A 23,544-nucleotide genomic window follows, 5' to 3' on the forward strand; every position below is an offset into this window, starting at 1 on the left:
GCCGAGTCCTGTGACCTGATGAATCGCTAAGTCACCATCAGGTAAAAGGCGATTCGTCAACACACCTCGTCAACCCGTCGCACCCGGCCGGACCTTGCCCGACAAGGTCCGGCCGGATGTGTGTATGGTCACTTTGCGGCTCTCGGTCAACTCGCCTCGAACGTAACCCTTCGACCGATTCGCACACCGGTGAAACCTGCTGTGCGACGGCCGTACGCCCTTGACAGCGGGATGTTTCATTGCCGACACATCCTGCCGGGTCCGGCGGATTGTGTTGCTGCGGACCGCCGACACGCCATAGAGTCGCCAACCGTCGGCATGGTGCCACGCTGACCTTGTCTAGAAGTTTCCTGGTCACCAAGGAGGTAAGACGACTTGTGAATGAGTCGACATTTTCTCCCGGGGGTGGTCAACCAGGAATGCCGGTACGGGGCCAGGGCCCCACGGGATTCGAGGCTGTCGGCTCCGTAGCTGTGCGCACCTTCGCAGCCCACCAGAGTCCGGGACCGCAGACCGCCCGGACAGCACACCAGAGCATGGATGGCCATCACGTGAACGCCATGGCCGGCGACGGAAGTGGCGCGCCCCACAACCACTTCGCCGACTACGACGAACTGCCCGAGGGGCACTTCTACGACCCCGACGCCGAGTACGAGCCCGATCCGGAGTACGCGGCCACGCTCGCGCCCGACGCGGCCCGCCAGCGCCGTGAGCGCATCGGGCCGACCGGACGCCCGCTGCCGTACTTCCCGATCCCGGGCCCGCTGACCGACCACGGCCCCGCGACGATCATCGCGATGTGCAACCAGAAGGGCGGCGTCGGCAAGACGACGTCGACCATCAACCTGGGTGCCGCGCTCGCGGAGTACGGCCGGCGCGTGCTGCTCGTGGACTTCGACCCGCAGGGCGCGCTGTCGGTGGGACTCGGCGTCAACCCGATGGAACTCGACCTCACCGTCTACAACCTGCTCATGGAACGGGGCATGTCCGCGGACGAGGTCCTGCTGAAGACGGCGGTCCCCAACATGGACCTGCTGCCCTCCAACATCGACCTGTCGGCCGCAGAGGTCCAGCTGGTCTCGGAGGTCGCGCGCGAGTCGACCCTCCAGCGGGCGCTCAAGCCGCTGATGTCCGACTACGACTACATCGTGATCGACTGTCAGCCCTCGCTCGGCCTGCTCACCGTCAACGCCCTGACGGCCGCCCACAAGGTGATCGTGCCGCTGGAGTGCGAGTTCTTCGCCCTGCGCGGTGTGGCCCTGCTGACCGAGACCATCGAGAAGGTCCAGGAGCGGCTCAACCCCGAGCTGGAGCTGGACGGCATCCTCGCCACGATGTACGACTCGCGCACCGTCCACAGCCGCGAGGTCCTGGCCCGTGTGGTCGAGGCGTTCGACGACCACGTCTACCACACGGTCATCGGCCGCACGGTCCGCTTCCCGGAGACCACGGTCGCCGGTGAGCCGATCACCACCTACGCCTCCAACTCCGTCGGTGCCGCCGCCTACCGCCAGCTCGCCAGGGAGGTGCTCGCCCGGTGTCACGCCGAGTGAGTCTGCCCGGGGCCGACGAACTCTTCCGTACGACAGGGGGGATGGCACTTCAGCCGTCGTCTCCGCGGCGCGCGGCAGGCGGTGAGGCCCGGGTGCCGGCTCCCGCGGGGGAGAGCGACGACATGGCCGCCGCCGAGGACGCGCCGCAGTCGGTGCCCGTCCAGAGCGGCGACGGAGAAGGCGCGGAACATGCCGCGGCGGAGGCGGACCCCGCCGACGCCGGTGAGTCCCGCACCCGGCCGGCCAGGCGGCAGGCGGCGCAGGAAGGTTCTGGCGCCGCTCAGCCGCGCAAGCGGGGGCGGGCGGCGGCGCGGCGGCCCAGCGGGCGCGAGCGGCACGACGAGAAGATCACAGTGTATGTGTCGGCCGAGGAGCTGATGGACCTGGAGCACGCCCGGCTGGTGCTGCGCGGCGAACACGGTCTCGCGGTGGACCGCGGGCGCATCGTACGAGAGGCGGTGGCCGTGGTCCTGGCCGACCTGGAGTCCCGCGGGGACGCGAGCATCCTGGTACGGCGGCTGCGGGGGCGGTAGGGGTAGCCTGCGGGGGCCATGACCTCGAACGACGTTCCCCTCCCCGGCGCCGGAGCCGGCCGCCGGCGTGCGCTGGGGCGGGGCCCGGGGGTCGTACCCGCACCCACACCCGAACCGCCGGCTCCCGAGCCCGCCCCCGAGCCCGAGCCCCAGCCTGCTCCCGAGGCCGAGCGCACGCCCGCTCCTGAGCCCGAGGCCGTCCCGGCACCGCATCCGGAACCGGAAGCGGCACCCGGACCCGAAGAACCCCGCGACGGTGTCTTCAAGGTCCGGCTCGCCAACTTCGAGGGGCCCTTCGACCTCCTCCTCCAGCTGATCTCCAAGCACAAACTGGACGTCACCGAGGTGGCCCTCTCCAAGGTCACCGACGAGTTCATGGGGCACATCCGGGCCATGGGGCCGGACTGGGACCTGGACCAGACGACCGAGTTCCTCGTCGTGGCCGCCACCCTGCTCGACCTCAAGGCGGCCCGGCTGCTGCCCGCAGCCGAGGTCGAGGACGAGGCCGACCTCGCGCTGCTGGAGGCGAGGGACCTGCTGTTCGCGCGGCTGCTGCAGTACCGCGCGTACAAACAGATCGCCGACATCTTCAACCGGCGCCTCGACGACGAGGCCCGCCGCTGGCCCCGTACCGTCGGTCTGGAACCGCACCACGCCGAGCTGCTGCCGGAGGTCGTGATCAGCATCGGCCCCGAGGGGTTCGCCAAGCTCGCGGTCAAGGCCATGCAGCCCAAGCCCAAGCCCCGGGTCTATGTCGACCACATCCATGCCCCGCTGGTCAGCGTGCAGGAGCAGGCCGGGATCGTGGTGGCGCGGCTGAAGGAACTGGGTGAGGCGAGCTTCCGGGCGCTGGTCGAGGACACCGACGACACCCTGACCGTCGTGGCCCGGTTCCTCGCCCTGCTGGAGCTGTACCGGGAGAAGGCCGTCGCCCTGGAACAGGAGGCCGCGCTCGGGGAGCTGCTCGTGCGCTGGACCGGCGGGGACACCGACACGGCACCGATGGTCACCGACGAGTTCGACCGGCCGCCCGAGCCGCCCAAGGAGGAGAAGAAGCCGTGAGCGAGCAGACCACCGAGGTTCCGGCCGGGCTGCGGGCCGTGTCCGGTCTCGATCTCAGGCCCGCACTGGAGGCCATGCTCATGGTCGTGGACGAGCCCGCGACCGAGGAGCACCTGGCGAAGCTGCTGGAGCGGCCGAAGCGGCAGGTCGCGGACGCGCTGCGGGAGCTGGCCGACGAGTACACCGTGCAGGGGCGCGGCTTCGAGCTGCGGTACGTCGCCGGCGGCTGGCGTTTCTACACGCGCGCGCAGTACGCGCCGGCCGTCGAACGGCTCGTCCTGGACGGCCAGACCGCCCGGCTCACCCAGGCCGCGCTGGAGACCCTCGCGGTCGTCGCCTACCGCCAGCCGGTCAGCCGCAGCCGCGTCTCCGCCGTGCGCGGAGTCAACTGCGACGGTGTGATGCGCACCCTGCTGCAGCGGGGTCTGGTCGAGGAGGCGGGCACGGAACCCGAAACAGGTGCGATCCTGTACAGGACGACGAACTACTTCCTGGAGCGGATGGGCCTGCGTGGCCTGGACGAACTTCCGGAGCTCGCGCCCTTCCTCCCGGAGGCGGAGGCGATCGAGGCCGAGACCCAGGAGGGGGTCCCGTCGTTCGACCCGGACGCGCCGGACGCGCCCGGCGTAGAGGACGCAGACGACTAAGACGGAACTTTGATGCGAAGCAGCGGCAGCGGCAAGAGTGGCGGACGCGGTAACTACCGTGGCGCCGGCAACAACCGGGACGAGCGGCAGGGGCAGGGCCGTCCCCGCAAGCCCCGCCCCGAGGAGCGCCGCTACGACGTGGGCCCCGGCGCCTCCCAGGACGGCCCCAAGTCCGGGCGCGGCGGCAGCGCGCGCGGCGGTGCCAAGGGCGGTCCGAAGAAGCCCCAGCAGGGGCATGGGCGTACGGCCCCCGCGCGCTCGCGTGAGTACGAGACGCGCGCCGAGGAGCGGAACCGGGAGCGGTACGCGGGCAAGAAGGACATCAAGCTGCCCAAGACCTTCCCGGGTGCCGAGCAGGAGGGCGAGCGGCTGCAGAAGGTCCTGGCGCGCGCCGGCTACGGCTCCCGGCGGGCCTGCGAGGAACTGATCGAGCAGGCGCGGGTCGAGGTCAACGGCGAGATCGTGCTGGAGCAGGGCCGCCGGGTCGACCCCGAGAAGGACGAGGTCAAGGTCGACGGCCTCACGGTCGCCACGCAGTCGTACCAGTTCTTCTCGCTGAACAAGCCCGCCGGTGTCGTCTCCACCATGGAGGACCCGGAGGGCCGCCAGTGCCTCGGTGACTACGTCACCAACCGCGAGACCCGCCTCTTCCACGTCGGCCGGCTCGACACCGAGACCGAGGGCGTCATCCTGCTCACCAACCACGGCGAGCTGGCGCACCGCCTCACGCACCCCAAGTACGGCGTGAAGAAGACCTACCTCGCGGCCATCGTGGGTCCGATCCCGCGCGACCTCGGCAAGCGCCTGAAGGACGGCATCCAGCTGGAGGACGGCTACGCGCGCGCGGACCACTTCCGGGTCGTGGAGCAGACCGGCAAGAACTACCTGGTCGAGGTGACCCTGCACGAGGGCCGCAAGCACATCGTGCGGCGCATGCTGGCGGAGGCCGGCTTCCCGGTCGAGAAGCTGGTGCGCACCTCGTTCGGCCCGATCACCCTCGGCGACCAGAAGTCGGGCTGGCTGCGCCGCCTGTCGAACACCGAGGTCGGCATGCTGATGAATGAAGTCGACCTCTAAAACGCCTTGCCGTGATCACCGTTCCCCTTTACTGTCAGGGTGACGATAAAGGGGGATGGTGATCCTATGTCCAAGCGTGCGGCCACCGGGGCGCTCCTGGGCCTCGCCCTCGGGGACGCCCTCGGCTTCCCGACCGAGTTCAACGACGTGCCGTCGATCCTCGCCAAGTGCGGGCCCTGGCGGGAGATGGAGCTGCCGCGACGCGCCTTCGTCTCCGACGACACGCAGATGACCCTCGCCCTCGGGCGCGCGCTGCGGGCCGCCATGGAGCGCGGCTTCCTGGCCCCGAAGCGGCTGGAGCGGCCGCTGCGCGAGGAGTTCGTGGACTGGTACGACTCGCCCGAGAACAACCGGGCACCGGGCAACACCTGCCTGACCGCGTGCGCCCTGCTGAAGGAGGAGGGCCGGGTCTGGCAGGACGCCAGCCAGGTCGGCTCGAAGGGCTGCGGCGCCAACATGCGGGTGGCCCCGATCGGACTCGCCCCCGGCCTGAGCGCCGAACAGCGTTCCGGTGCCGCCCAGTTGCAGTCCGCCCTCACCCACGGCCACCCCACCGCGCTCGCCGCCTCCGACCTCACCGCCCACGCCGTCCACCTGCTCGCACAGGGCGTCGATCCGACCGGACTGGTGGGCCGGCTGCGCTCCTACGCGCTCGACCACCGCACCCGGTACGACCACACCTGGCTGGGCGACCTGTGGACCCGCTCCCAGGACCCCAGCCCCGAGCACTTCGTCGCGCGCGGCTGGGACGAGTGCCTGGCGGTCCTGGACCGCCTCCAGGAGGCCGTGCGGACCGTCTCGCCGGAGACCGACCCGTGTCTGGCCACGGGCGCGGGCTGGATCGCCGAGGAGGCCTTCGCCACCGGACTGCTGTGCTTCCTGCTCTTCCCCGGCGAACCCGTCACGGCCCTGCGCCGGGCCGCCTGCTCCTCCGGCGACTCCGACTCCATCGCCTGCCTCACCGGCGCGTTCGCGGGCGCCTGGCTGGGTGCGGACGCCTGGCCGGCCGACTGGTCGGCGCGGATCGAGTACCGGGGCGATCTGTTGGCGCTGGGTGCACTCTGGGACGCTTAGGGCCATGATCGACGACCTCGACATCGACCTGAAGCCCGTGGTCGCGGAACAGCCCGACCCCCTGCTGTTCGCGACCGTCTCCGGGGCGCATCTGTACGGCTTCCCCTCGCAGGACTCCGACGTGGACCTGCGGGGCGTCCATCTGCTCCCGGCGGCCGAGCTCGTCGGTCTGCGCGAGCCGGAGGAGACCCGCTCGCGGACCTGGGTGCGCTACGGCGTCGAGCTGGACCTCGTCACCCACGACCTGCGCAAGTTCGTCCGGCTGATGCTGCGCCGCAACGGCTACGTGCTGGAGCAGCTGCTCTCGCCCCTGGTCGTGCACACCGGTGACACCCACCGGGAGCTGGCCGCCCTCGCCCCCGACGTCCTCACCAGCCACCACGCCCACCACTACCGCGGGTTCGCGGTGACCCAGTGGCGGCTGTTCGAGAAGACCGGGGAACTCAAGCCGCTGCTCTACACGTTCCGGGTGCTGCTCACCGGCATCCACCTCATGCGCAGCGGCGAGGTCCAGGCGCACCTGCCCACGCTCCTGGAGCTGGTCGACGCACCCGGCTATGTGCCCGACCTGATAGCCGCCAAGGGTGAGCGCGAGCACGGGGCGGCCGGCGTCGCACGCGCGCGCGTGGAGGCCGACGTGGAGCGGCTGCACGCCGTGCTCGACGAGGCCCAGGCCGCCTCAGCCCTGCCGGACGCTCCCGCCGCGTACGACGCCCTGCACGACTTCGTGATACGCGTCCGTCTGCAGGGCTGAGTTGCGGCGCACCCGGAAGAGGAAGCCGGCCACGCGCGCGTGGTCCGGCTCCGGCGGAAGCGGGGTGCCGTCCAGGGCCCGCTCCGTCTCCGCCCCCAGCCGGGCCATCCACGCCTCGACCCCGGCCCAGGGAACCTCGCCCCGCTTCACCGCGAGCAGCGGCTCCCGCTGCTCGCCGACGTCGATCCGCAGCTCGCCGGTGCGCAGCAGGTCGCGGGCGGACATCAGCAGGCGCAGCAGGTGCATGGCGTGCTTCCAGCGCGGGGCGCCGGTCCTGCGGACGTCGGCCTCCAGTTTCCTGCGCTGGCCGAGGGCGTAGCGGGTGAAGGTGTCGTGGGCGCGGCGGGAGAGGAAGGCGTCGCGCAGGCTCAGCAGCTCCCGGCCGGTGTCGTCCATCTGCTCCACCAGCGGGGAGTGCAGGCACTCCAGGACGTTCGGGTTGCCCCGCAGCGCCAGCTCGCAGAACCGCTCCAGCTCCCAGGAGAACCGCTCGTCTCCCGGGCCCTCGACATGCGTGGGCGGCTTGTCGAACCGCCAGAACAGGGGAGTGGGGGCGAGGAACACACCCCGGCGGTCGGTGTCGCTCGTGTCCGTCGCCAGCCCGAAGGCCCGGGACCCCATGACACAGGCGTAGACGGTGTGGTCGCGTACCAGGGTCTCGGGCTGCATGTCGGGAGCGTACGCGGACCGCTCACGTGAGGTGGATCGAATTCCTCTCGACCTTGATCGACTTCTTCGCGAGCGGCCTGGTCGCGGGACCGTGGGCCACCGCGCCGTCGGCGATGTGGAACCTGCTGCCGTGACACGGGCAGTCGATCGTGCCGTCCGCGACCTTGCTCACCGTGCAGCCCATGTGCGTGCAGATCGCCGAGAAGGCCATGAACTCGCCCTTCTTCGGCTGGGTGACGACGATCTTCTGCTCCGCGAAGACCCTGCCGCCGCCCTCCGGGATGTCGCCCGTGCTCGCCAGCTCCTTGCCCTGGGAGGAGTCGGAGACGGGCGACTCGGGGACCGAGGAGGCGGGCGCCGGGGACGAGGACACGGAAGACGCGGACGTCGGCGAGTTCTTGTCGTTGCTGCCGCCGCATCCCACGCATCCCGCGGCGAGCGCCGCCGCGCCCGTCGCCAAAGCCGTGCGCCGCGTCGCGGGCTGGTTCATGTCACCACTCCGTACAGAGGTTGAAGAACAAGGGGGCGAACCGGTGCGTACCGGAACATCCGCATCGTCTCAGCGATCGGGCGCCGGGCGCCGTGTCCGCGCGGGCTGACTACGCTGGACGGACCAAGAACAGATCCGCATGTCAGCAGGGAGGACGCCGTGGCGGTACGAGCGGTCCGGGGGGCCGTCCAACTGGAGCGGGACGAGGCCGGGCACATGGACGAGCAGGTGGGAGCCCTGCTCACCGCGGTCCTGGAGCGGAACGGGCTGACCGCCGACGACCTGATCAGCATCTGGTTCACGGCCACCCCCGACCTGCACAGCGACTTCCCGGCCGCCGCGGCCCGCAAGCTCGGCATCGTCGACGTGCCCCTCATCTGCGCCCAGGAACTGGACATCGAGGGCGCCATGCCCCGGGTCGTGCGGATCCTCGCGCACATCGAGTCGGACACGCCCCGCGCCGACATCCACCACGTCTACCTCGGCGCCGCGGCCGCCCTGCGCAAGGACATCGCCCAGTGAGAACCGCACTCGTCATCGGAACCGGCCTCATCGGCACCTCCGCCGCCCTGGCCCTCGTCCAGCGCGGCGTCGTCGTGCACCTCGCCGACCACGACCCCGAGCAGGCCCGAACGGCCGCCGCGCTGGGCGCCGGCACCGACGAGGCCCCCGAGGGTCCGGTCGACCTGGCGGTCGTGGCCGCCCCGCCCGCGCACGTGGCCGGCGTCCTCGCCGACGCGATGCGCCGGGGCGTGGCCCGCGGCTACCTGGACGTGGCCAGCGTCAAGGGCGGGCCGCGTCGCGAGCTGGAGGCACTCGGCCTCGACCTGACGGCCTACATCGGCACGCACCCCATGTCCGGCCGCGAGAAGTCCGGCCCGCTGGCCGCGACCGCCGACCTCTTCGAGGGCCGCCCCTGGGTGCTCACCCCGACCCGGGACACCGACACCGAGGTGCTGAACCTCGCCCTGGAGCTGGTCTCGCACTGCCGGGCCGTCCCGGTCGTCATGGACGCCGACGCCCACGACCGCGCCGTCGCCCTCGTCTCGCACATGCCCCATCTGGTGTCCAGCATGGTCGCCGCGCGCCTGGAGCACGCCGAGGAGGCCGCCGTACGGCTGTGCGGGCAGGGCATCCGGGACGTGACCCGGATCGCCGCCTCCGACCCGCGCATGTGGATCGACATCCTGTCCGCGAACCCGGGCCCGGTCGCCGACCTGCTCTCCGACGTCGCCGCCGACCTGGGCGAGACCGTCGAGGCCCTGCGCGCCCTGCAGTCCTCCGACGAGGCCAAGCGGCGCGAGGGCGGCGCCGGCATCGAGGACGTGCTGCGCCGCGGGAACGCGGGCCAGGTGCGGGTACCGGGCAAGCACGGCAGCGCGCCGCGGGTGTACGAGACCGTCGTCGTGCTCATCGACGACCAGCCCGGCCAGCTGGCCCGCATCTTCGCGGACGCGGGACGCGCCGGGGTCAACGTCGAGGACGTCCGCATCGAGCACGCGACCGGGCAGCAGGCCGGTCTGGTCCAGCTCTGGGTCGAACCGGCGGCGGCGCCCGTCCTCATGGAGGCACTGCGGGAGCGCGGGTGGGCCCTGCGGCAGTAGCACCCGGCACCGGGTTCCGTGTGCGTCCGGACGAGTGACCCGCACCCAGTAACCTTGTGCAGGGCGCTCTCGCTCCCCGCCCCCCGCCAGCACCGCACCAGGAAGGTGTCCCTCCGTGGAAAACGGCGCCGCCCCGACCGCCAAGCCCGTGATCGTCGCGATCGACGGCCCCTCCGGCACGGGCAAGTCGAGCACGTCGAAGGCCGTCGCCGCGCAGCTCGGCCTGAGCTACCTGGACACCGGCGCCCAGTACCGGGCGATCACCTGGTGGATGGTGAACAACGGCATCGACCTGGAGGACCCGACCGCCATCGCGGCCGTCGCCGGCAAGCCGGAGATCGTCTCCGGGACCGACCCGGACAAGCCGACCATCACGGTCGACGGCGTCGACGTGGCCGGGCCGATCCGCACCCAGGAGGTCACCTCCAAGGTCAGCGCGGTCAGCGCGGTGCCCGAGGTGCGCTCCCGGATCACCGAGCTGCAGCGCTCGCTGGCCGCCGGCGCGGAGAACGGCATCGTCGTCGAGGGCCGTGACATCGGTACGACCGTGCTCCCGGACGCCGACCTGAAGGTCTTCCTCACCGCCTCCCCGGAGGCCCGCGCGGCCCGCCGCAGCGGCGAGCTGAAGGGTGCCGACGTCCACGCCACCCGAGAGGCGCTGATCAAGCGGGACGCGGCCGACTCCAGCCGCAAGACCTCGCCGCTCGCCAAGGCCGGCGACGCGGTCGAGGTGGACACCACCGAGCTCACCCTCGCCCAGGTCATCGAGTGCGTCGTCACCCTGGTCGAGGAGAAGCGGGCGGGGAAGTGAGCCGACCTCCGGTTCCCTCGCCGCGGGGCGCCGACGTCGGGCGGCGCATCGGCGTCGGCCTGATGTACGGCCTGTGGAAGCCGCGGGTGCTCGGCGGCTGGAAGGTGCCGGCCACCGGCCCGGTGATCTTCGCCGTGAACCACTCCCACAACATCGACGGCCCGATGGTCATGGGTGTGGCGCCCCGGCCGACGCACTTCCTGATCAAGAAGGAAGCCTTCATCGGCCCGCTGGACCCCTTCCTGACCGGCATCGGCCAGCTGAAGGTGGACCGCGCCACCGCCGACCGCACGGCGATCACCCAGGCGCTCGGCGTGCTGCAGAACGGCGGAGTGCTGGGCATCTTCCCGGAGGGCACCCGGGGCGAGGGCGACTTCGGCTCACTGCGCGCCGGGCTCGCCTACTTCGCGGTACGCAGCGGGGCGCCGATCGTGCCCATCGCCGTACTGGGAAGCGCGGAGAAGCCCGGACGGTTGATAAAGGCACTGCCTCCGCTGCGCTCCCGCGTCGACGTCGTCTTCGGCGACCCCTTCGACGCGGGCGACGGCAGCGGACGGCGCACGCGCAGGGCGCTGGACGAGGCGACCGAGCGCATCCAGAAGCAGCTCACCAGCCACCTGGAAAACGCCAGGCGCCTGACCGGGCGCTAGGCGACACTTGAGTAGTGGATCAGCCCATGCGGGGCTTTTCCACCGATCACCACGAATGAACGACGAGGTACGGACTTCATGAACGACGACATCCAGCCCGGCGACTCGGCTGAGCACGAGTACGACCACGGGGCTCTCGGCGACGCCGAGTACGCGGAGTTCATGGAGCTCGCCGCGGAAGAGGGCTTCGACATCGAGGACGTCGAGGGCGCCATCGAAGCGGCGGGCCATGGTCCGCTGCCCGTGCTCGCCGTCGTCGGCCGCCCCAATGTCGGCAAGTCGACCCTGGTGAACCGGATCATCGGGCGCCGCGAGGCGGTCGTCGAGGACCGGCCGGGCGTCACCCGCGACCGCGTCACCTACGAGGCCGAGTGGGCCGGCCGCCGCTTCAAGGTCGTCGACACCGGCGGCTGGGAGCAGGACGTCCTCGGCATCGACGCCTCCGTGGCCGCCCAGGCCGAGTACGCGATCGAGGCGGCCGACGCGGTCGTCTTCGTCGTGGACGCGAAGGTCGGCGCGACCGACACCGACGAGGCGGTCGTACGGCTGCTGCGCAAGGCCGGCAAGCCGGTCGTGCTGTGCGCCAACAAGGTCGACGGCCCGAGCGGCGAGGCCGACGCGGCCTACCTGTGGAACCTGGGCCTCGGCGAGCCCCACCCGGTCTCGGCCCTGCACGGCCGCGGCACCGGCGACATGCTGGACGCCGTCCTGGAGGTCCTGCCGGACGCGCCCGAGCAGTCCTTCGGCGCGGCCGTCGGAGGTCCCCGCCGCATCGCCCTCATCGGCCGCCCGAACGTCGGCAAGTCCTCCCTGCTGAACAAGGTGGCAGGCGAGGAGCGCGTCGTCGTCAACGAACTGGCGGGCACCACCCGCGACCCGGTCGACGAGCTGATCGAACTCGGCGGTGTCACCTGGAAGTTCGTCGACACCGCCGGTATCCGCAAGCGCGTCCACCTCCAGCAGGGCGCCGACTACTACGCCTCCCTGCGCACGGCCGCCGCCGTGGAGAAGGCCGAGGTCGCCGTCATCCTGATCGACGCCTCCGAGAACATCTCCGTGCAGGACCAGCGGATCATCACCATGGCCGTCGAGGCGGGCCGCGCGGTGGTCGTCGCCTACAACAAGTGGGACACCCTAGACGAGGAGCGCCGCTACTACCTGGAGCGCGAGATCGAGACCGAGCTGGGCCAGGTCGCCTGGGCCCCGCGGGTGAACGTCTCGGCGCGCACCGGCCGCCACATGGAGAAGCTGGTCCCGGCGATCGAGACCGCCCTCGCCGGCTGGGAGACCCGCGTCCCCACCGGCCGCCTCAACGCCTTCCTCGGCGAGCTGGTCTCGGCTCACCCGCACCCGGTCCGGGGCGGCAAGCAGCCACGCATCCTGTTCGGCACCCAGGCCGGCACCAAGCCCCCGCGGTTCGTCCTCTTCGCCTCCGGCTTCATCGAGGCGGGCTACCGGCGCTTCATCGAGCGCCGCCTGCGCGAGGAGTTCGGCTTCGAGGGCACCCCGATCCACATCTCGGTGCGGGTGCGCGAGAAGCGCGGCGCGAAGAAGAAGTAACGCAAGACGCACCGCCGGTACGACGTGAAGGGCGGCACCTGGTCCTCCAGGTGCCGCCCTTCACGTCGTACCGGTCACATGCCCCGGCGTGGCCCCGGAGGCAGCGCCGCCGGGACATGCTGCATCCCGGTGTCGTGCTGCTGCCGCCCCAGCGTGCCGATCCGCTGCCACTGCGACTGCTGCCGCGCGCTGTAGGCCCCCGCGCTGTAGGCGCTGTACGAGCTGCTGAACGACCCGGCCCGGTGGCCGCCGTAGCCGCCCGTACGGTCCGGAAGCTGACCGAAGGGGCTGAACCTCAGCCCCTCCTCCCCGCTCCGGTCACCTGGCAGCGTACGAAAGCTCTTGACCCACTCCGCGTAGAGCGAGTCGTAGATCGGCGTGGCCGAGGCACCACCAGTCCCTTCGTGCCCCGTCCGTGCGGAGGGAATGGAGGAGAACGATGACCGGCGGGGAGGAGTGTCGTATGCGTGCACGTATGTCCAAACGACGGTTCCTTTGAAGAGATACGGGCACCCAGGGGGCGCGAGGAACTGCGCGACCGGCCACAACGTGCCCGCGGTCGCCGGACTACACGCAGTCCCCGCCGATCAGGCGCCCCTCACGTACCCGCAAGAGGAAGCGCCGCAGCAACCAGCTTCCCGTTCGCCGCAGCCTTGTCGAGGGAATCCCGCAGCAGATCCTCCCGCGGCTGCCGCCCGATCGACCCCACCGGCGCCGCGAACATCAGCACCTGCTGGTGCTTGTTGGCGGCGGCCCGCCAGCTGTCCGTCACCTGCAGCGGCTGATGCGCCTGCCACCAGGCGACCGGCTGCCCGCCGCCCGCCGACGGCTGCAGCACCGCGTGCAGCTGGCCCGCGGCGAGCAGCACCGACCAGCCGTGCAGCACCGGCGGCACGGACGCCAGCTCGGTCACCGGCATGAACCCCTGCTCGATGAGGAGCGGAAGGAAGTCGTCGCCGGCCCCGGTGGAGCCGGGACGCACGATCGGCGAGGTCGGCTCGACGACGAGCGCGGGGTGCAACTCGCCCTCGACCAGGACGAGTCCGCTGGTCACGCCGAGCACCGCCTGCTCGGCCGCGGCCTGCTGCGGCGCGCCCGCGGCGTCGCCGGCGATCCCGCCGATGGAGCGCACGGCCCCCTGCAGCTGCTCCTCGGTGACCTGGACGACCTGCGAGGGCAGGCAGCTGGCGTGGGCGAAGGCGAGGACGGCGGTCTCGTCGCCGACGAACAGAACGGTGCTGGTGCGCTCCTGCTCGGAGTCGCCCGGGGTGCGGCAGGACGTGCAGTCGTAACTGCCCGGGGCGTTCTCTCCGGCGAGCAGCCTGTCGGCTTCTTCGTCGCCGATCTCGGCGCGTACGGCGTCACTGACGTCGAGCATGCGCGGCACGGTGGCTCCCTCGGGATGCGGTGCTGGGTCGGCCGGGTGGCTCCCGGCCGATGAGCCCCGGGGTTCCGGGCTCATGAAGAAGACAACGGGCGTCCTGTGGTGGGGGTCACGCCTCAAGGGCGACCGGTTCGAACCAAGCAGCGCACACGGTCACCTTATGTGCGGAATCCGCCACTCACGGTCAACTCCTCGCCACGTCAAGGAACTTGGCAGGGTGAAGTGAGTCACAGATCACTTCGATCGCCGGTCGACAAATCAGGAAATCAGCGCATGTAGTGGGTGGCTGAAAATCGCCGATACTCGCGGTAACGGGCAACTGGCCTGGAATGACGGCGAGTTGGTTGATTCCGGCCGCTCGACCTCCCTACATTCCTCCGCCGTGTGCAACGAGCACCGCTCGGGTACGTCCGACGGCCGGCACCGGCAGGGCACCAACGCCGGCACCGGCCACGCGGACGGGGCGGGCACGACCAACCGCGGTCCTACGCGGCGAGCCGTGCTCCGCCTGGGGGAGCCCGGGTTCGTGGAGAGGGAATTACATGTCCGAGTGTGCCGATACCACCCGCAGCACCGCCCGTCACGACGGCGCCCGCAAGGGCCGTACGACGGCCGCGCTCGCCGGAGCCGCCTTGCTGGCCCCGCTGGGCCTGCTGGCCGCCACCGGCAACGCCGCAGCGGCGGACAACGGGGTGTGGGACCGCATCGCCCAGTGCGAGAGCGGCGGCAACTGGCACATCAACACCGGCAACGGCTACTACGGCGGACTCCAGTTCTCCGCCGGCACCTGGCGCGCGTACGGCGGCTCCGCCTACGCCCCGACGGCCGACCAGGCCTCCCGGAGCGCGCAGATCGCCGTCGCCACCAAGGTCCAGCAGGCCCAGGGCTGGGGCGCCTGGCCCGTCTGCTCGGGCCGCGCCGGAGCCTCCGGTGCCGCTCCCGCGGCGGCGCACAACGGCTCCTCCGGTACGGCGGCCTCCAAGGGCGTGACGACGAAGTCCGCCCCGACGAAGTCCGCCCCGCGGAACCCCGCTCCGGCCAAGACGCCGGAACGCCCGTCGGCGCACACGGGCCGCGGCGCCTCCCGCGGTGACTACACCGTCCGCGAGGGCGACACCCTGAGCGCCATCGCCGCCCGGCACGGGACCACCTGGCAGCGGATCTACGCCGCCAACAAGAAGGTCATCGGTGACGACCCCAACCTGATCGTGCCCGGCCAGCGCCTCGCGCTCTGAGCCCGGCCCGGTCCGCCCGAGACAGCCGCTGTCCCCGCCGAGGACAGCGGCTGTCCGCATCCCCTGGCACACTCGGCCCCATGTTGGAGACCTCGGCACGCCTCCTGCGCCTGCTCTCGCTGCTCCAGGCCCACCGCGAGTGGTCCGGCGCCGAACTCGCCGACCGGCTCGGCGTCACCCCGCGCACGGTCCGCCGGGACGTGGACCGGCTGCGCGAGCTGGGCTACCCGGTCAACGCCAGCCCCGGCACCGGCGGCGGCTACCAGCTGGGCGCGGGCGCCGAACTCCCGCCGCTGCTGCTGGACGACGACGAGGCGGTCGCCGTGGCCGTCGGCCTGCGCACCGCCGCGGGCCAGGGCATCGAGGGCATCGGCGAGACCTCCGTACGCGCCCTCGCCAAGCTGGAGCAGGTGCTGCCGAACCGGCTGCGCCGCCGGGTGGGCGCCCTCAACGCCTTCACCGTGCCGATGATGAGAAGCGGCCCGCCGGTCACGCCGGTCGACCCCGCGGTGCTCACCGAACTCGCCCACCTGTGCCGGGACGCCGAGCGGCTGCGCTTCGAGTACCGGAACCACGACGGGGCCGTCGGCCGGCGGACCGTCGAGCCGCACCGGCTGGTGTGCAGCGAGCGGCGCTGGTATCTGGTCGCCTGGGACGTCGACCGGGCGGACTGGCGGACGTTCCGCGTCGACCGGATCACCCCCACGCTGCCGCACGGGCCCCGCTTCACCCCGCGCGAGCCGCCCGCCGAGGACCTGGCGGCCTATGTTTCCAAGGGCGTCTCCACGCGCGCGTACGCCACGCACTGCGCCGTACGGCTGCTGGTGCCGCTGCACGAGGCCGCCGAGCGGATCTCGCCCTCCGCCGGCACGCTGGAGGCCGACGGCGCGGACGCGTGCATCCTGCGCTCCGGCGCGGCGAACCTGGACGTGATGGTCGTTCACGTCATGATGTTCGGCTTCCCGTTCGAGGTGATCGAGCCCGCCGAGCTGACCGAGGCGATCAGGAGGATCCGGGACCGGCTCGATGCGGCTCTGGCCCGGGCCGCGGCGCCCGGCCCGGGTACGGAGGGTGATGCAGGCCGAACGCCGGGGACTCCGAGCGGATCCGGGAGAGGGTGACGAAGTGCCGGACTTCTCGCCCGGGCCGTCGCGGGGGCCGGGCTCTCGGACGAGGGGCGTATGGCGGTCATGTACCGAATCCGTGGATTTCCTATGCGGTGTCAACCGGCCCGGCTTCGCTCCGGATTGCGCGGGGAATCACGCACCGGGCCCGTCCGGATTCCCGCCGCGGTACTTTCCGCGAGGCAATTCGGACAGGTGCTGCGCGGCGCGTGAATTCGGTCCGGCGGGCCCGGTGAGTCCCGGGGAAACCCCCGTACGTGTGACGGAGTTCGAGGGAATCGCCGGCCGGGAAGCTGTGACAGAAGTGTGACAGGAGGCAGATAGGACTCTTACCCTGCGCCGCGCGGTAGCGTGGCGGCATGGCACCGATTCCCACTCCGTCAGCGGAGCCCCAGGACAGTCCGGACGGGTACGTCGGCCTCGACGCCGCGCACGCCGAGCGGCTCGCTCGGCAGCGGGGGTGGTCGACGGTGCGGTCGCTGCCGCCGGGCGCGATCATCACCATGGAGTACCGGGTGGGGCGGCTGAACTTCGAGGTACGGGACGGCCTCGTCGCCCGCGCCTGGAAGGGGTAGCAGGCCTTCCGGCTGCGGGTCCGTCGCGGCTGGCGCGCCCACGCGGCGGTGGCCGCGATCGATACGGCCCCGCGGCCCTTACGGGGGCGCTGTCCCGCCCCGGTATGCCAAGGCCCCGCTTCCCTCCCCGGGGAAGCGGGGCCTTCTTGCGGCGGGCGGGCGGCTGTGCGTACCGGGCCCCCTGCCGTTCCGTACGTCAGCCGCCCGTCAGCGGGCGGGCCGGCTGGGTGGTGCCGCGCGGTGGGCGGTGGTCGGCGTGCGGTGGGCGGCGACTGCCCGCCGGGGTGACCGGGGTGCGTTCCGAACGGGTCGTGTGCGGACCCGGGGCGAGATGCGCCAGCCCTCTGGAGGCGCGGGTCGAGGCGACCGGCTCGCGTGCCGGGGCCGGCTGCTCGGCCGGCGTGGCCCGCGGCCTGAGCACCACCGGCGTGACCGGGACGGCCGGTTCGGGCACGGGGCGGCCGCGGCGGGCGCGCAAACGGTCGCGCAGATCGAACAGCGCGGTCTCGGCCTTGGCGATCAGCGGCTCGAACCACGGCAGGGCGAGCAGGATCAGCAGGCCCGCGGCCCAGCCCAGCAGGACGTCGCTCAGCCAGTGCGTACCGAGGTAGACGGTGGTGAGGCCGACGCCCAGAGCCGTGATCGCGGACACTGCCGACAGCCACCGGCGCGCTCTCGGGGTGGAGGCCAGATAGGCCAGGATGCCCCAGGTCACCACCGCGTTGGCGGTGTGGCCGCTGGGAAATATATCGCCGCCCAGGCCCATCTCGTTCGAGCCGATCACGGTCGCGTAGTGCGGACCGAGGCGTCCCATCCCGAGCTTGGCGGCGCCGACCGTCATGTTCAGCAGCAGCAGGGAGGTGGCCAGGGTGAGCAGCGGGCGCAGCGTGTGCTGCCGCCAGGAGCGCCAGCCCAGCCAGGCCGCGACCATCACCGCGGTGGGGCCGCGCTGGCCGAGCACCACGTAGTAGTCGAGGAAGGCGTGGATCTGCGGCCACTGCTGGTACGGCCGGAAGAACATGACCTGCCAGTCGAGCCGGACCAGCCAGGACGTGATCACCACGGCCCACACGATCGCCAGGTAGAAGGCCAGGGTCGCCGTGAAGAGAACGACCCGGTGCCGGCTCATCCTTGGCACATCGATGTGGGCCGGTCGTTCCGGCTCACGGTCGAGTCTGGCGAACACCCGGTCCAGACGCCGGGTGAGGTTTCGTTCGGTACGCACCCAATCGACGTTACAGCGAGTGAGCTGTGTTCCCGGTCGTAACAGCGGCTTTGTGATGACGATGTGATGTGGGAAACCTCTCAAGCGAGGCCCGAATTCCAGCGATTCCGCAATCCTGTGACGCTGTTCTCTTCAATTCCTTTGATCATGCCGGGCGTTGTTTATATGGCGCTTATGAATGCGTTAACCCGGTCCTGGCGCGGAATTATCCGGTGTGTCATCGGCCGTCGATGTTGATCATGGTGGGCCGGAGCCGTTCAGCCAGAAGGCCCCATAGACCGCCGAGGCGACCGCCAACAAGCCCGTGACCAGCACAGATCTGGACGTGCGCAGTCGGGCGAGGGCGCAGGCGAGCGGCAGCAGCACCGGGAAGGCGGGCAGCAGCAGCCGGGGCTTGGAGCCGAAGTAGCTCGACGCGCACAGGGCGAGTGCGAGGACGACCCCCGTGTACACCAGCAGTTCGACGGGCTGACGCCGGCGCACGCAGGTCAGGTAGAGCCACAGCAGCAGGGCGACCCCGACGATCAGGCCGAGACCGGCGAGGGCGGACGGAAATGACGTGAACTTGGCGGCCACGAAGCGTGCGAATGCATAGCCGCCGTCGAAGCCGTTGCGCCATCCGGCCTGCACGTCCAGGTATCCGAGCGGCCCCTTGCCGGTCCGCTGTCCCACCCAGAGCACGTATCCGGCGGCCCCGAGGGGCGCGACGGCCATGCCCAGTGCACGCCGCCAGGCGGGGGCCGGCGGGAGTCCAGGAGTGTGCGCAGAGGCCTGTGCGCCTGGAGTGGGCGCCGGGGGTTGTGTGGCCTGCGGTGCGCCGGGTGTGTGCGCTGGGGCGCGGTGGCCGTCGACGGCGCTCGGCGTGTGCGCCGGGGCGTGTTGACCGTCGTACGCGCTGGGTGTGTGCATCGCGCTCCGGTCTCGCACGAACGAGATCACGCCCGCCACCCACACCGCGGCGACCACGGCCGCCCCCACCGGCCGGGTCAGCCCCGCCAGCGCGGCCAGCGTGCCCGCGCTGACCCAGCGGCCGGTCAGCAGCGCGTACAGCGACCAGGCCGCCAGCGCCGTGAACAGCGACTCGCTGTACGCCATCGACTGCACGATCCCGACCGGCAGCACCGCCCACAGCAGGACGGCGCAGACCCCGACCCGGGCGCCGTGGACCCGGTCGGCGACCGCGAAGATCCCGCAGGCCGCGGCCAGCGAGGCGAGCAGGCCGACGACGAAACCGGCGTCCGCGTACGACAGCGGCAGGGCCGCGTGCAGCAGCCGCTCCAGCCACGGCAGCAGCGGAAAGAACGCCAGGTTGGAGTGCACGTCGCCGTTCGGCAGCCGCACCTCGTAGCCGTACCCCAGTCCGGCGACCCGCGTGTACCACAGCGAGTCCCAGCGCGCGGTCAGCAAGGTGTAGGCGCTCTTGCCGCGCGCCGCGCTCCACACCGCCAGCACCACCAGCCCCAGGGCGCGGACCGCCGCATAGCCCAGGAGGGCCGGTACCGCCCGGCGCAGTAGTGGGGCGCGAGGTGGGGCCGCGCGCGTGTCGAGATCGGTCACGGACTCGATTATCGACCGACGCGGGAACCGGACCGGGCCCCGGGGGCGTGGTCAAGAGGGAGCGACGTGGCGTACGCCACACGGGTTCCGTCGAGCGTGTGAGAGGTCCGCCACGTGACCCCGTGCCGAACTCGCGTACGCTGGCGAGTCACCCGCGTGGGTTTGCGCGGGCCGGAGAGACCGCTCCTCTCCGGCCGTACGACAGGGAGTCCCCACCCCGTCGGTCCGCCCCGTCGCGAGGCTCATCTGGGAGGTACGTACATGTCCGGGACGACCACGGCTGCCCTACGGCCGCGCCGTCGGCCGGCCGGGGCCGGTGCGGACCGCTGGGTCGTCCTCGTCGTCCTCTGCGTCAGCCTGCTGCTCGTCGCCCTCGACGCGACCGTCCTGCACGTGGCGGTGCCCGCCGTCACCGAGGACCTCAAGCCCGGTGCCATACAGCTGCTCTGGATCGTCGACGTCTATCCGCTGGTCTGCGCCTCGCTGCTGATCCTCTTCGGCACCCTCGGCGACCGGGTCGGGCGCAGACGCGTCCTGCTGCTCGGCTACGGCCTGTTCGGTGTCGCCTCCGCGGCGGCCGCGTTCGCGCAGACGGCCGAGATGCTCATCCTCGCCCGGGCGCTGCTCGGTGTCGGCGGCGCCATGATCATGCCGGCGACCCTGTCGATCCTGCGCCAGGTCTTCCCCGACCGGCGCGAGCGCGCGCTCGCCATCGGTATATGGAGTGCGGTGGCCGCCGTCGGCGCGGCCGTCGGACCGCTGCTCGGCGGGTTCCTGCTGGAGCACTTCTGGTGGGGCGCCGTCTTCCTCGTGAACATCCCGCTGATGCTGGTCAGCCTCCCGGTGGGCCGGATCCTGCTGCCCGAGTCCCACGGTGACCGCGGTGGCCCCTGGGATGTCGTCGGTGCTCTGATGGCGGCCGGCGGTCTCTTCGGTGTCGTCCTCGGCGTGAAGCGGCTGGGCGGCGGCGAGGCGCCGGCGAGCCCCTTCACCGTGCTGCCGCTGCTGGCCGGTGCGGCCCTCCTGTTCCTCTTCCTGCGGCGGCAGCGGCGGCTCCCGCATCCGCTGGTGGACCTGGGGATGTTCCGCCGGCCCGCGTTCAGCACCTCGGTTTGCTGCATCGTGCTGGCGATGCTCGCGCTCGTCGGCCTGGAGCTGGTCGCCGCCCAGTACCTGCAACTGGTGCTCGGGCTCTCCCCGCTGCAGACCGGCCTCAGGCTGCTGCCCCTGACCATCGCGGCGATGGCGGCGGGCCTGGCGGGCGCGCGGATGCTGCGCCGTTTCGGACCGCGCCGGATGGTCGGTTTCGGCTTCTGCCTGACCGCGGCGGCGGTCGTGACGCTCACGGCGATGGGCGGCACGGACAACGCCCCGCTGCTGCTGTCCGGTTTCGTGCTCCTCGGCTTCGGCCTGGAGACCACGCTCTTCGGGGCGTACGAGTCGATGCTCAGCGAGGCCCCCGTGGACCAGGCCGGCGGTGCGGCGGCGATCGGCGAGACGTCGTACCAGCTCGGCGCGGGCATCGGCATCGCGCTGCTCGGCAGCGTGATGAACGCGGCCTACGCCCCGGGCCTGCGCTCGGTGCCGGGCGTCCCGCGGCCCGCCTCGGACGCGGCGGGCCACTCGCTCGGCGAGGCCTACGACATCGCCGGACGCCTCGGCGGTTCGGCCGGGGCGGCGCTGCGCCGGGCCGCGCGGGACTCCTTCGTGCACGGGCTGCATGTGACGCTGCTGGTCAGCGCCGGTCTGTTGTTGCTGGGCGCGGCGATGGCACTGCGGCTGCCGCGGGTCATGCAGTGCGGGGAGCCCGCGGCGGCGGTGGAGCTGCCCGCGCCGAGGGAAGTGGCAGCGGAAGTGGCGGAGGCCCACGTCTCCGTCTGACGTACTGGACGTGCGGGACACCGCACCGTAACGTCGGCAGCGAAATATAACTAGCGGTGCTAGTTTCTCGTGTGCCGGAGGGTGTCCCATGTCCGCGTCCTCGAAGTTGCCCCCCTTCGATTCCGCCGACCCGCTCGGGATCGACGACCTGCTGGAACCGGAAGACCTGGCCGTGCGGGACACCGTGCGGGCCTGGGCGGCGGACCGGGTCCTGCCCTACGTCGCCGACTGGTACGAGAAGGGCGAGTTGCCCGGCATCCGGGAACTCGCGCGCGAACTCGGCTCCCTCGGCGCCCTCGGCATGTCCCTGACCGGTTACGGCTGCGCGGGCGCGTCGGCCGTGCAGTACGGCCTGGCCTGCCTGGAACTGGAGGCGGCGGACTCGGGCATCCGGTCCCTGGTCTCCGTGCAGGGCTCCCTCGCCATGTACGCGATCCACCGGTTCGGCAGCGAGGAGCAGAAGCAGGACTGGCTGCCGCGCATGGCGGCCGGCGAGGTGATCGGCTGCTTCGGGCTGACCGAGCCCGACCACGGCTCCGACCCCGCCTCCATGCGCACCCACGCCAAGCGGGACGGCGACGACTGGGTCCTCAACGGCCGCAAGATGTGGATCACCAACGGGTCGGTCGCCGGGGTCGCCGTCGTCTGGGCGCAGACCGAGGACGGCATCCGCGGGTTCGTCGTGCCCACCGACCGCCCCGGCTTCTCGGCGCCCGAGATCAAGCACAAGTGGTCCCTGCGCGCCTCCGTCACCAGCGAACTCGTGCTGGACGACGTACGGCTGCCCGCTGCCGCCGTACTGCCGCAGGTCACCGGGCTGCGCGGACCGCTCAGCTGTCTGTCCCACGCCCGGTACGGCATCGTCTGGGGTGCGATGGGCGCGGCGCGCAGCAGCTTCGAGGCGGCGGTCGACTACGCGAAGACGCGGGAGCAGTTCGGGCGGCCCATCGGCGGCTTCCAGCTCACCCAGGCCAAGCTCGCCGACATGGCGGTCGAACTGCACAAGGGAATCCTGCTCGCCCACCATCTCGGGCGGCGGATGGACGCCGGCCGCCTGCGCCCCGAGCAGGTCAGCTTCGGCAAGCTCAACAACGTCCGCGAGGCCATCGAGATCTGCCGTACGGCGCGGACGATCCTCGGTGCCAACGGGATCTCCCTGGAGTACCCCGTGATGCGGCACGCGACGAACCTCGAGTCGGTGCTCACCTACGAGGGCACCGTCGAGATGCACCAGCTCGTGCTGGGCAAGGCACTCACCGGGCTCGACGCCTTCCGGTGAGCCCCCGAAGGAGGCGGGGCCGGTGGGCGGCCCTGCCTCAGCTCTGGTTGAAGAAGCCGTCCTCGCGGTGGGCGGACGCCTCGCCGCTGATGATCTCCGTGTCGGCGGGCGTCAGCAGGAACACCCGGTTGGACACGCGGTCGATCGAGCCGCGCAGACCGAAGATGAGCCCCGCCGCGAAGTCCACCACGCGCTTGGCGTCGGCGGGCTCCATCGCGGTGAGGTTCATGATGACCGGGACGCCGTCCCGGAACAGCTCGCCGATGGCGCGGGCGTCCCGGAAGCTGTCCGGGGTGACCGTGCCGATCCGGCGGCCCTTCTCCTCGGCCGTGTCCGCGGCCACCTTCACCCGGGGGTCCGTGACCCAGGCGTCCCCGGATTCGGTGCCCTCGGAGTACTCGTCGTCGTAGTAACGCTCGTCATCGTTGTCGTCGACGAGGCCGAGCCACGCACTCGCCTTGCGTACCGATCCCATGGACGCCTCCTCTCACAGCGGTCTTTCTTGCTTTCCGCATCCCTATGGTCATCCATGATGCGGACGGCGCGCCAAGTGGATAGACGCCGCGCGGGGGGTTTGTGACGGTACTGGTGCACAGAGGATCCGTCGAGAGTCCTTGTGCCCCAAGGGTCCTGACACATACGGCTGCTGACTGAGAGTGAAATATGATAGTCGGCGGCGGATGGGTGACGATCGGTGCGTCCGGGTGAACGTCAATCTCGTACCACATCGCGAGGGATCGCCGTGTGCGGAATCGTCAGACCGTGTGTTCATCGTGACGGACTATGACGGGCTTCTCCTC

At 71.5% G+C, this 23,544-nt stretch carries 24 protein-coding genes; 17 read left to right on the forward strand and 7 right to left on the reverse strand.

The window, feature by feature from the left end:
• Positions 1-419: 419 nt before the first annotated feature.
• The 7 genes from ACZ7GZ_RS19055 (at position 420) to ACZ7GZ_RS19085 (ending at position 6,700) form a co-directional block, all read left to right on the forward strand.
• Positions 420-1,553, forward strand: a complete 1,134-nt coding sequence (locus tag ACZ7GZ_RS19055) for a ParA family protein (RefSeq protein ID WP_351242396.1) — start codon at positions 420-422, stop codon at positions 1,551-1,553.
• Complete coding sequence (locus ACZ7GZ_RS19060) at positions 1,538-2,086, forward strand: hypothetical protein (RefSeq protein WP_471025425.1); 549 nt, start codon at positions 1,538-1,540, stop codon at positions 2,084-2,086. The genes ACZ7GZ_RS19055 and ACZ7GZ_RS19060 overlap by 16 nt, the downstream gene beginning before the upstream one ends.
• 18 nt (positions 2,087-2,104) lie before the next feature.
• Positions 2,105-3,148, forward strand: coding sequence for a segregation and condensation protein A (locus ACZ7GZ_RS19065; protein ID WP_471025428.1), 1,044 nt, complete (start codon positions 2,105-2,107; stop codon positions 3,146-3,148).
• Entirely contained in the window at positions 3,145-3,795 is a 651-nt protein-coding gene (gene scpB / locus ACZ7GZ_RS19070; protein ID WP_471025431.1) for an SMC-Scp complex subunit ScpB, read from the forward strand. The genes ACZ7GZ_RS19065 and scpB overlap by 4 nt, the downstream gene beginning before the upstream one ends.
• Positions 3,796-3,807: 12 nt before the next feature.
• Positions 3,808-4,872 (forward strand): pseudouridine synthase, encoded by a 1,065-nt coding sequence (locus ACZ7GZ_RS19075; protein WP_471025433.1) that lies wholly within the window; start codon positions 3,808-3,810, stop codon positions 4,870-4,872.
• A gap of 66 nt (positions 4,873-4,938) precedes the next feature.
• Positions 4,939-5,946 carry an ADP-ribosylglycohydrolase family protein gene (locus ACZ7GZ_RS19080; RefSeq protein WP_471025434.1) on the forward strand — a complete coding sequence of 336 codons (1,008 nt, stop codon included), beginning with the start codon at positions 4,939-4,941 and terminating at the stop codon, positions 5,944-5,946.
• A gap of 4 nt (positions 5,947-5,950) precedes the next feature.
• Positions 5,951-6,700, forward strand: coding sequence for a nucleotidyltransferase domain-containing protein (locus tag ACZ7GZ_RS19085; RefSeq protein ID WP_471025437.1), 750 nt, complete (start codon positions 5,951-5,953; stop codon positions 6,698-6,700).
• Here the strand turns inward: ACZ7GZ_RS19085 and ACZ7GZ_RS19090 are convergent.
• Both ACZ7GZ_RS19090 and ACZ7GZ_RS19095 read right to left on the reverse strand, forming a co-directional pair.
• On the reverse strand, positions 6,626-7,369 hold the full coding sequence (locus tag ACZ7GZ_RS19090) for a nucleotidyltransferase domain-containing protein (RefSeq protein WP_471025440.1): 744 nt from the start codon (positions 7,367-7,369) through the stop codon (positions 6,626-6,628). The genes ACZ7GZ_RS19085 and ACZ7GZ_RS19090 overlap by 75 nt on opposite strands.
• Before the next feature lie 22 nt (positions 7,370-7,391).
• Positions 7,392-7,859, reverse strand: a complete 468-nt coding sequence (locus ACZ7GZ_RS19095; protein WP_471025443.1) for a Rieske (2Fe-2S) protein — start codon at positions 7,857-7,859, stop codon at positions 7,392-7,394.
• 159 nt (positions 7,860-8,018) lie between these two features.
• On the opposite strand from ACZ7GZ_RS19095, the gene aroH reads away from it, so the two are divergent.
• From aroH to der, 5 genes are all read left to right on the forward strand, one after another.
• The gene (gene aroH / locus ACZ7GZ_RS19100; RefSeq protein ID WP_471025444.1) at positions 8,019-8,381 is read left to right on the forward strand and encodes a chorismate mutase; all 363 of its coding nucleotides are present in this window, start codon (positions 8,019-8,021) and stop codon (positions 8,379-8,381) included.
• Positions 8,378-9,463 (forward strand): prephenate dehydrogenase, encoded by a 1,086-nt coding sequence (locus ACZ7GZ_RS19105; RefSeq protein WP_471025446.1) that lies wholly within the window; start codon positions 8,378-8,380, stop codon positions 9,461-9,463. The genes aroH and ACZ7GZ_RS19105 overlap by 4 nt, the downstream gene beginning before the upstream one ends.
• 115 nt (positions 9,464-9,578) lie before the next feature.
• Positions 9,579-10,274: a (d)CMP kinase gene (cmk, locus tag ACZ7GZ_RS19110; protein WP_471025449.1), complete on the forward strand. Its 696-nt coding sequence runs from the start codon at positions 9,579-9,581 to the stop codon at positions 10,272-10,274.
• A 62-nt stretch (positions 10,275-10,336) separates the two neighbouring features.
• Positions 10,337-10,924: a lysophospholipid acyltransferase family protein gene (locus ACZ7GZ_RS19115; protein ID WP_471025710.1), complete on the forward strand. Its 588-nt coding sequence runs from the start codon at positions 10,337-10,339 to the stop codon at positions 10,922-10,924.
• Positions 10,925-11,002: 78 nt separating this feature from the next.
• On the forward strand, positions 11,003-12,484 hold the full coding sequence (gene der / locus ACZ7GZ_RS19120; protein ID WP_471025450.1) for a ribosome biogenesis GTPase Der: 1,482 nt from the start codon (positions 11,003-11,005) through the stop codon (positions 12,482-12,484).
• A 74-nt stretch (positions 12,485-12,558) separates the two neighbouring features.
• On the opposite strand, the gene ACZ7GZ_RS19125 is transcribed toward der, so the two are convergent.
• Both ACZ7GZ_RS19125 and ACZ7GZ_RS19130 read right to left on the reverse strand, forming a co-directional pair.
• Entirely contained in the window at positions 12,559-12,957 is a 399-nt protein-coding gene (locus tag ACZ7GZ_RS19125; protein WP_471025451.1) for a hypothetical protein, read from the reverse strand.
• Positions 12,958-13,082: 125 nt separating this feature from the next.
• On the reverse strand, positions 13,083-13,871 hold the full coding sequence (locus ACZ7GZ_RS19130) for a hypothetical protein (RefSeq protein WP_471025453.1): 789 nt from the start codon (positions 13,869-13,871) through the stop codon (positions 13,083-13,085).
• Positions 13,872-14,410: 539 nt separating this feature from the next.
• Here ACZ7GZ_RS19130 and ACZ7GZ_RS19135 point away from each other — a divergent pair.
• The 3 genes from ACZ7GZ_RS19135 to ACZ7GZ_RS19145 all read left to right on the forward strand — a co-directional run bounded on the left by ACZ7GZ_RS19135 (position 14,411) and on the right by ACZ7GZ_RS19145 (position 16,802).
• On the forward strand, positions 14,411-15,103 hold the full coding sequence (locus ACZ7GZ_RS19135; protein ID WP_471025456.1) for a transglycosylase family protein: 693 nt from the start codon (positions 14,411-14,413) through the stop codon (positions 15,101-15,103).
• Between the two features lie 80 nt (positions 15,104-15,183).
• On the forward strand, positions 15,184-16,224 hold the full coding sequence (locus ACZ7GZ_RS19140) for a helix-turn-helix transcriptional regulator (RefSeq protein ID WP_471025459.1): 1,041 nt from the start codon (positions 15,184-15,186) through the stop codon (positions 16,222-16,224).
• Between the two features lie 362 nt (positions 16,225-16,586).
• Positions 16,587-16,802 carry an I78 family peptidase inhibitor gene (locus tag ACZ7GZ_RS19145; protein WP_450798906.1) on the forward strand — a complete coding sequence of 72 codons (216 nt, stop codon included), beginning with the start codon at positions 16,587-16,589 and terminating at the stop codon, positions 16,800-16,802.
• Between the two features lie 196 nt (positions 16,803-16,998).
• Here ACZ7GZ_RS19145 and ACZ7GZ_RS19150 read toward each other — a convergent pair whose 3' ends face one another.
• Positions 16,999-18,027 carry a phosphatase PAP2 family protein gene (locus ACZ7GZ_RS19150; protein WP_471025462.1) on the reverse strand — a complete coding sequence of 343 codons (1,029 nt, stop codon included), beginning with the start codon at positions 18,025-18,027 and terminating at the stop codon, positions 16,999-17,001.
• 237 nt (positions 18,028-18,264) lie between these two features.
• Positions 18,265-19,584, reverse strand: a complete 1,320-nt coding sequence (locus tag ACZ7GZ_RS19155) for a hypothetical protein (protein ID WP_471025464.1) — start codon at positions 19,582-19,584, stop codon at positions 18,265-18,267.
• Positions 19,585-19,845: 261 nt separating this feature from the next.
• Between ACZ7GZ_RS19155 and ACZ7GZ_RS19160 the strand changes: the two genes are divergently transcribed.
• On the forward strand, positions 19,846-21,465 hold the full coding sequence (locus ACZ7GZ_RS19160) for an MFS transporter (protein ID WP_471025465.1): 1,620 nt from the start codon (positions 19,846-19,848) through the stop codon (positions 21,463-21,465).
• An 88-nt stretch (positions 21,466-21,553) separates the two neighbouring features.
• Positions 21,554-22,744 (forward strand): acyl-CoA dehydrogenase family protein, encoded by a 1,191-nt coding sequence (locus ACZ7GZ_RS19165; RefSeq protein WP_471025468.1) that lies wholly within the window; start codon positions 21,554-21,556, stop codon positions 22,742-22,744.
• 37 nt (positions 22,745-22,781) lie between these two features.
• Here ACZ7GZ_RS19165 and ACZ7GZ_RS19170 read toward each other — a convergent pair whose 3' ends face one another.
• Complete coding sequence (locus tag ACZ7GZ_RS19170) at positions 22,782-23,219, reverse strand: cell division protein SepF (RefSeq protein WP_351242442.1); 438 nt, start codon at positions 23,217-23,219, stop codon at positions 22,782-22,784.
• Positions 23,220-23,544: the final 325 nt, after the last annotated feature.

It is taken from the genome of Streptomyces sp. NPDC037288 (genome assembly GCF_055603265.1).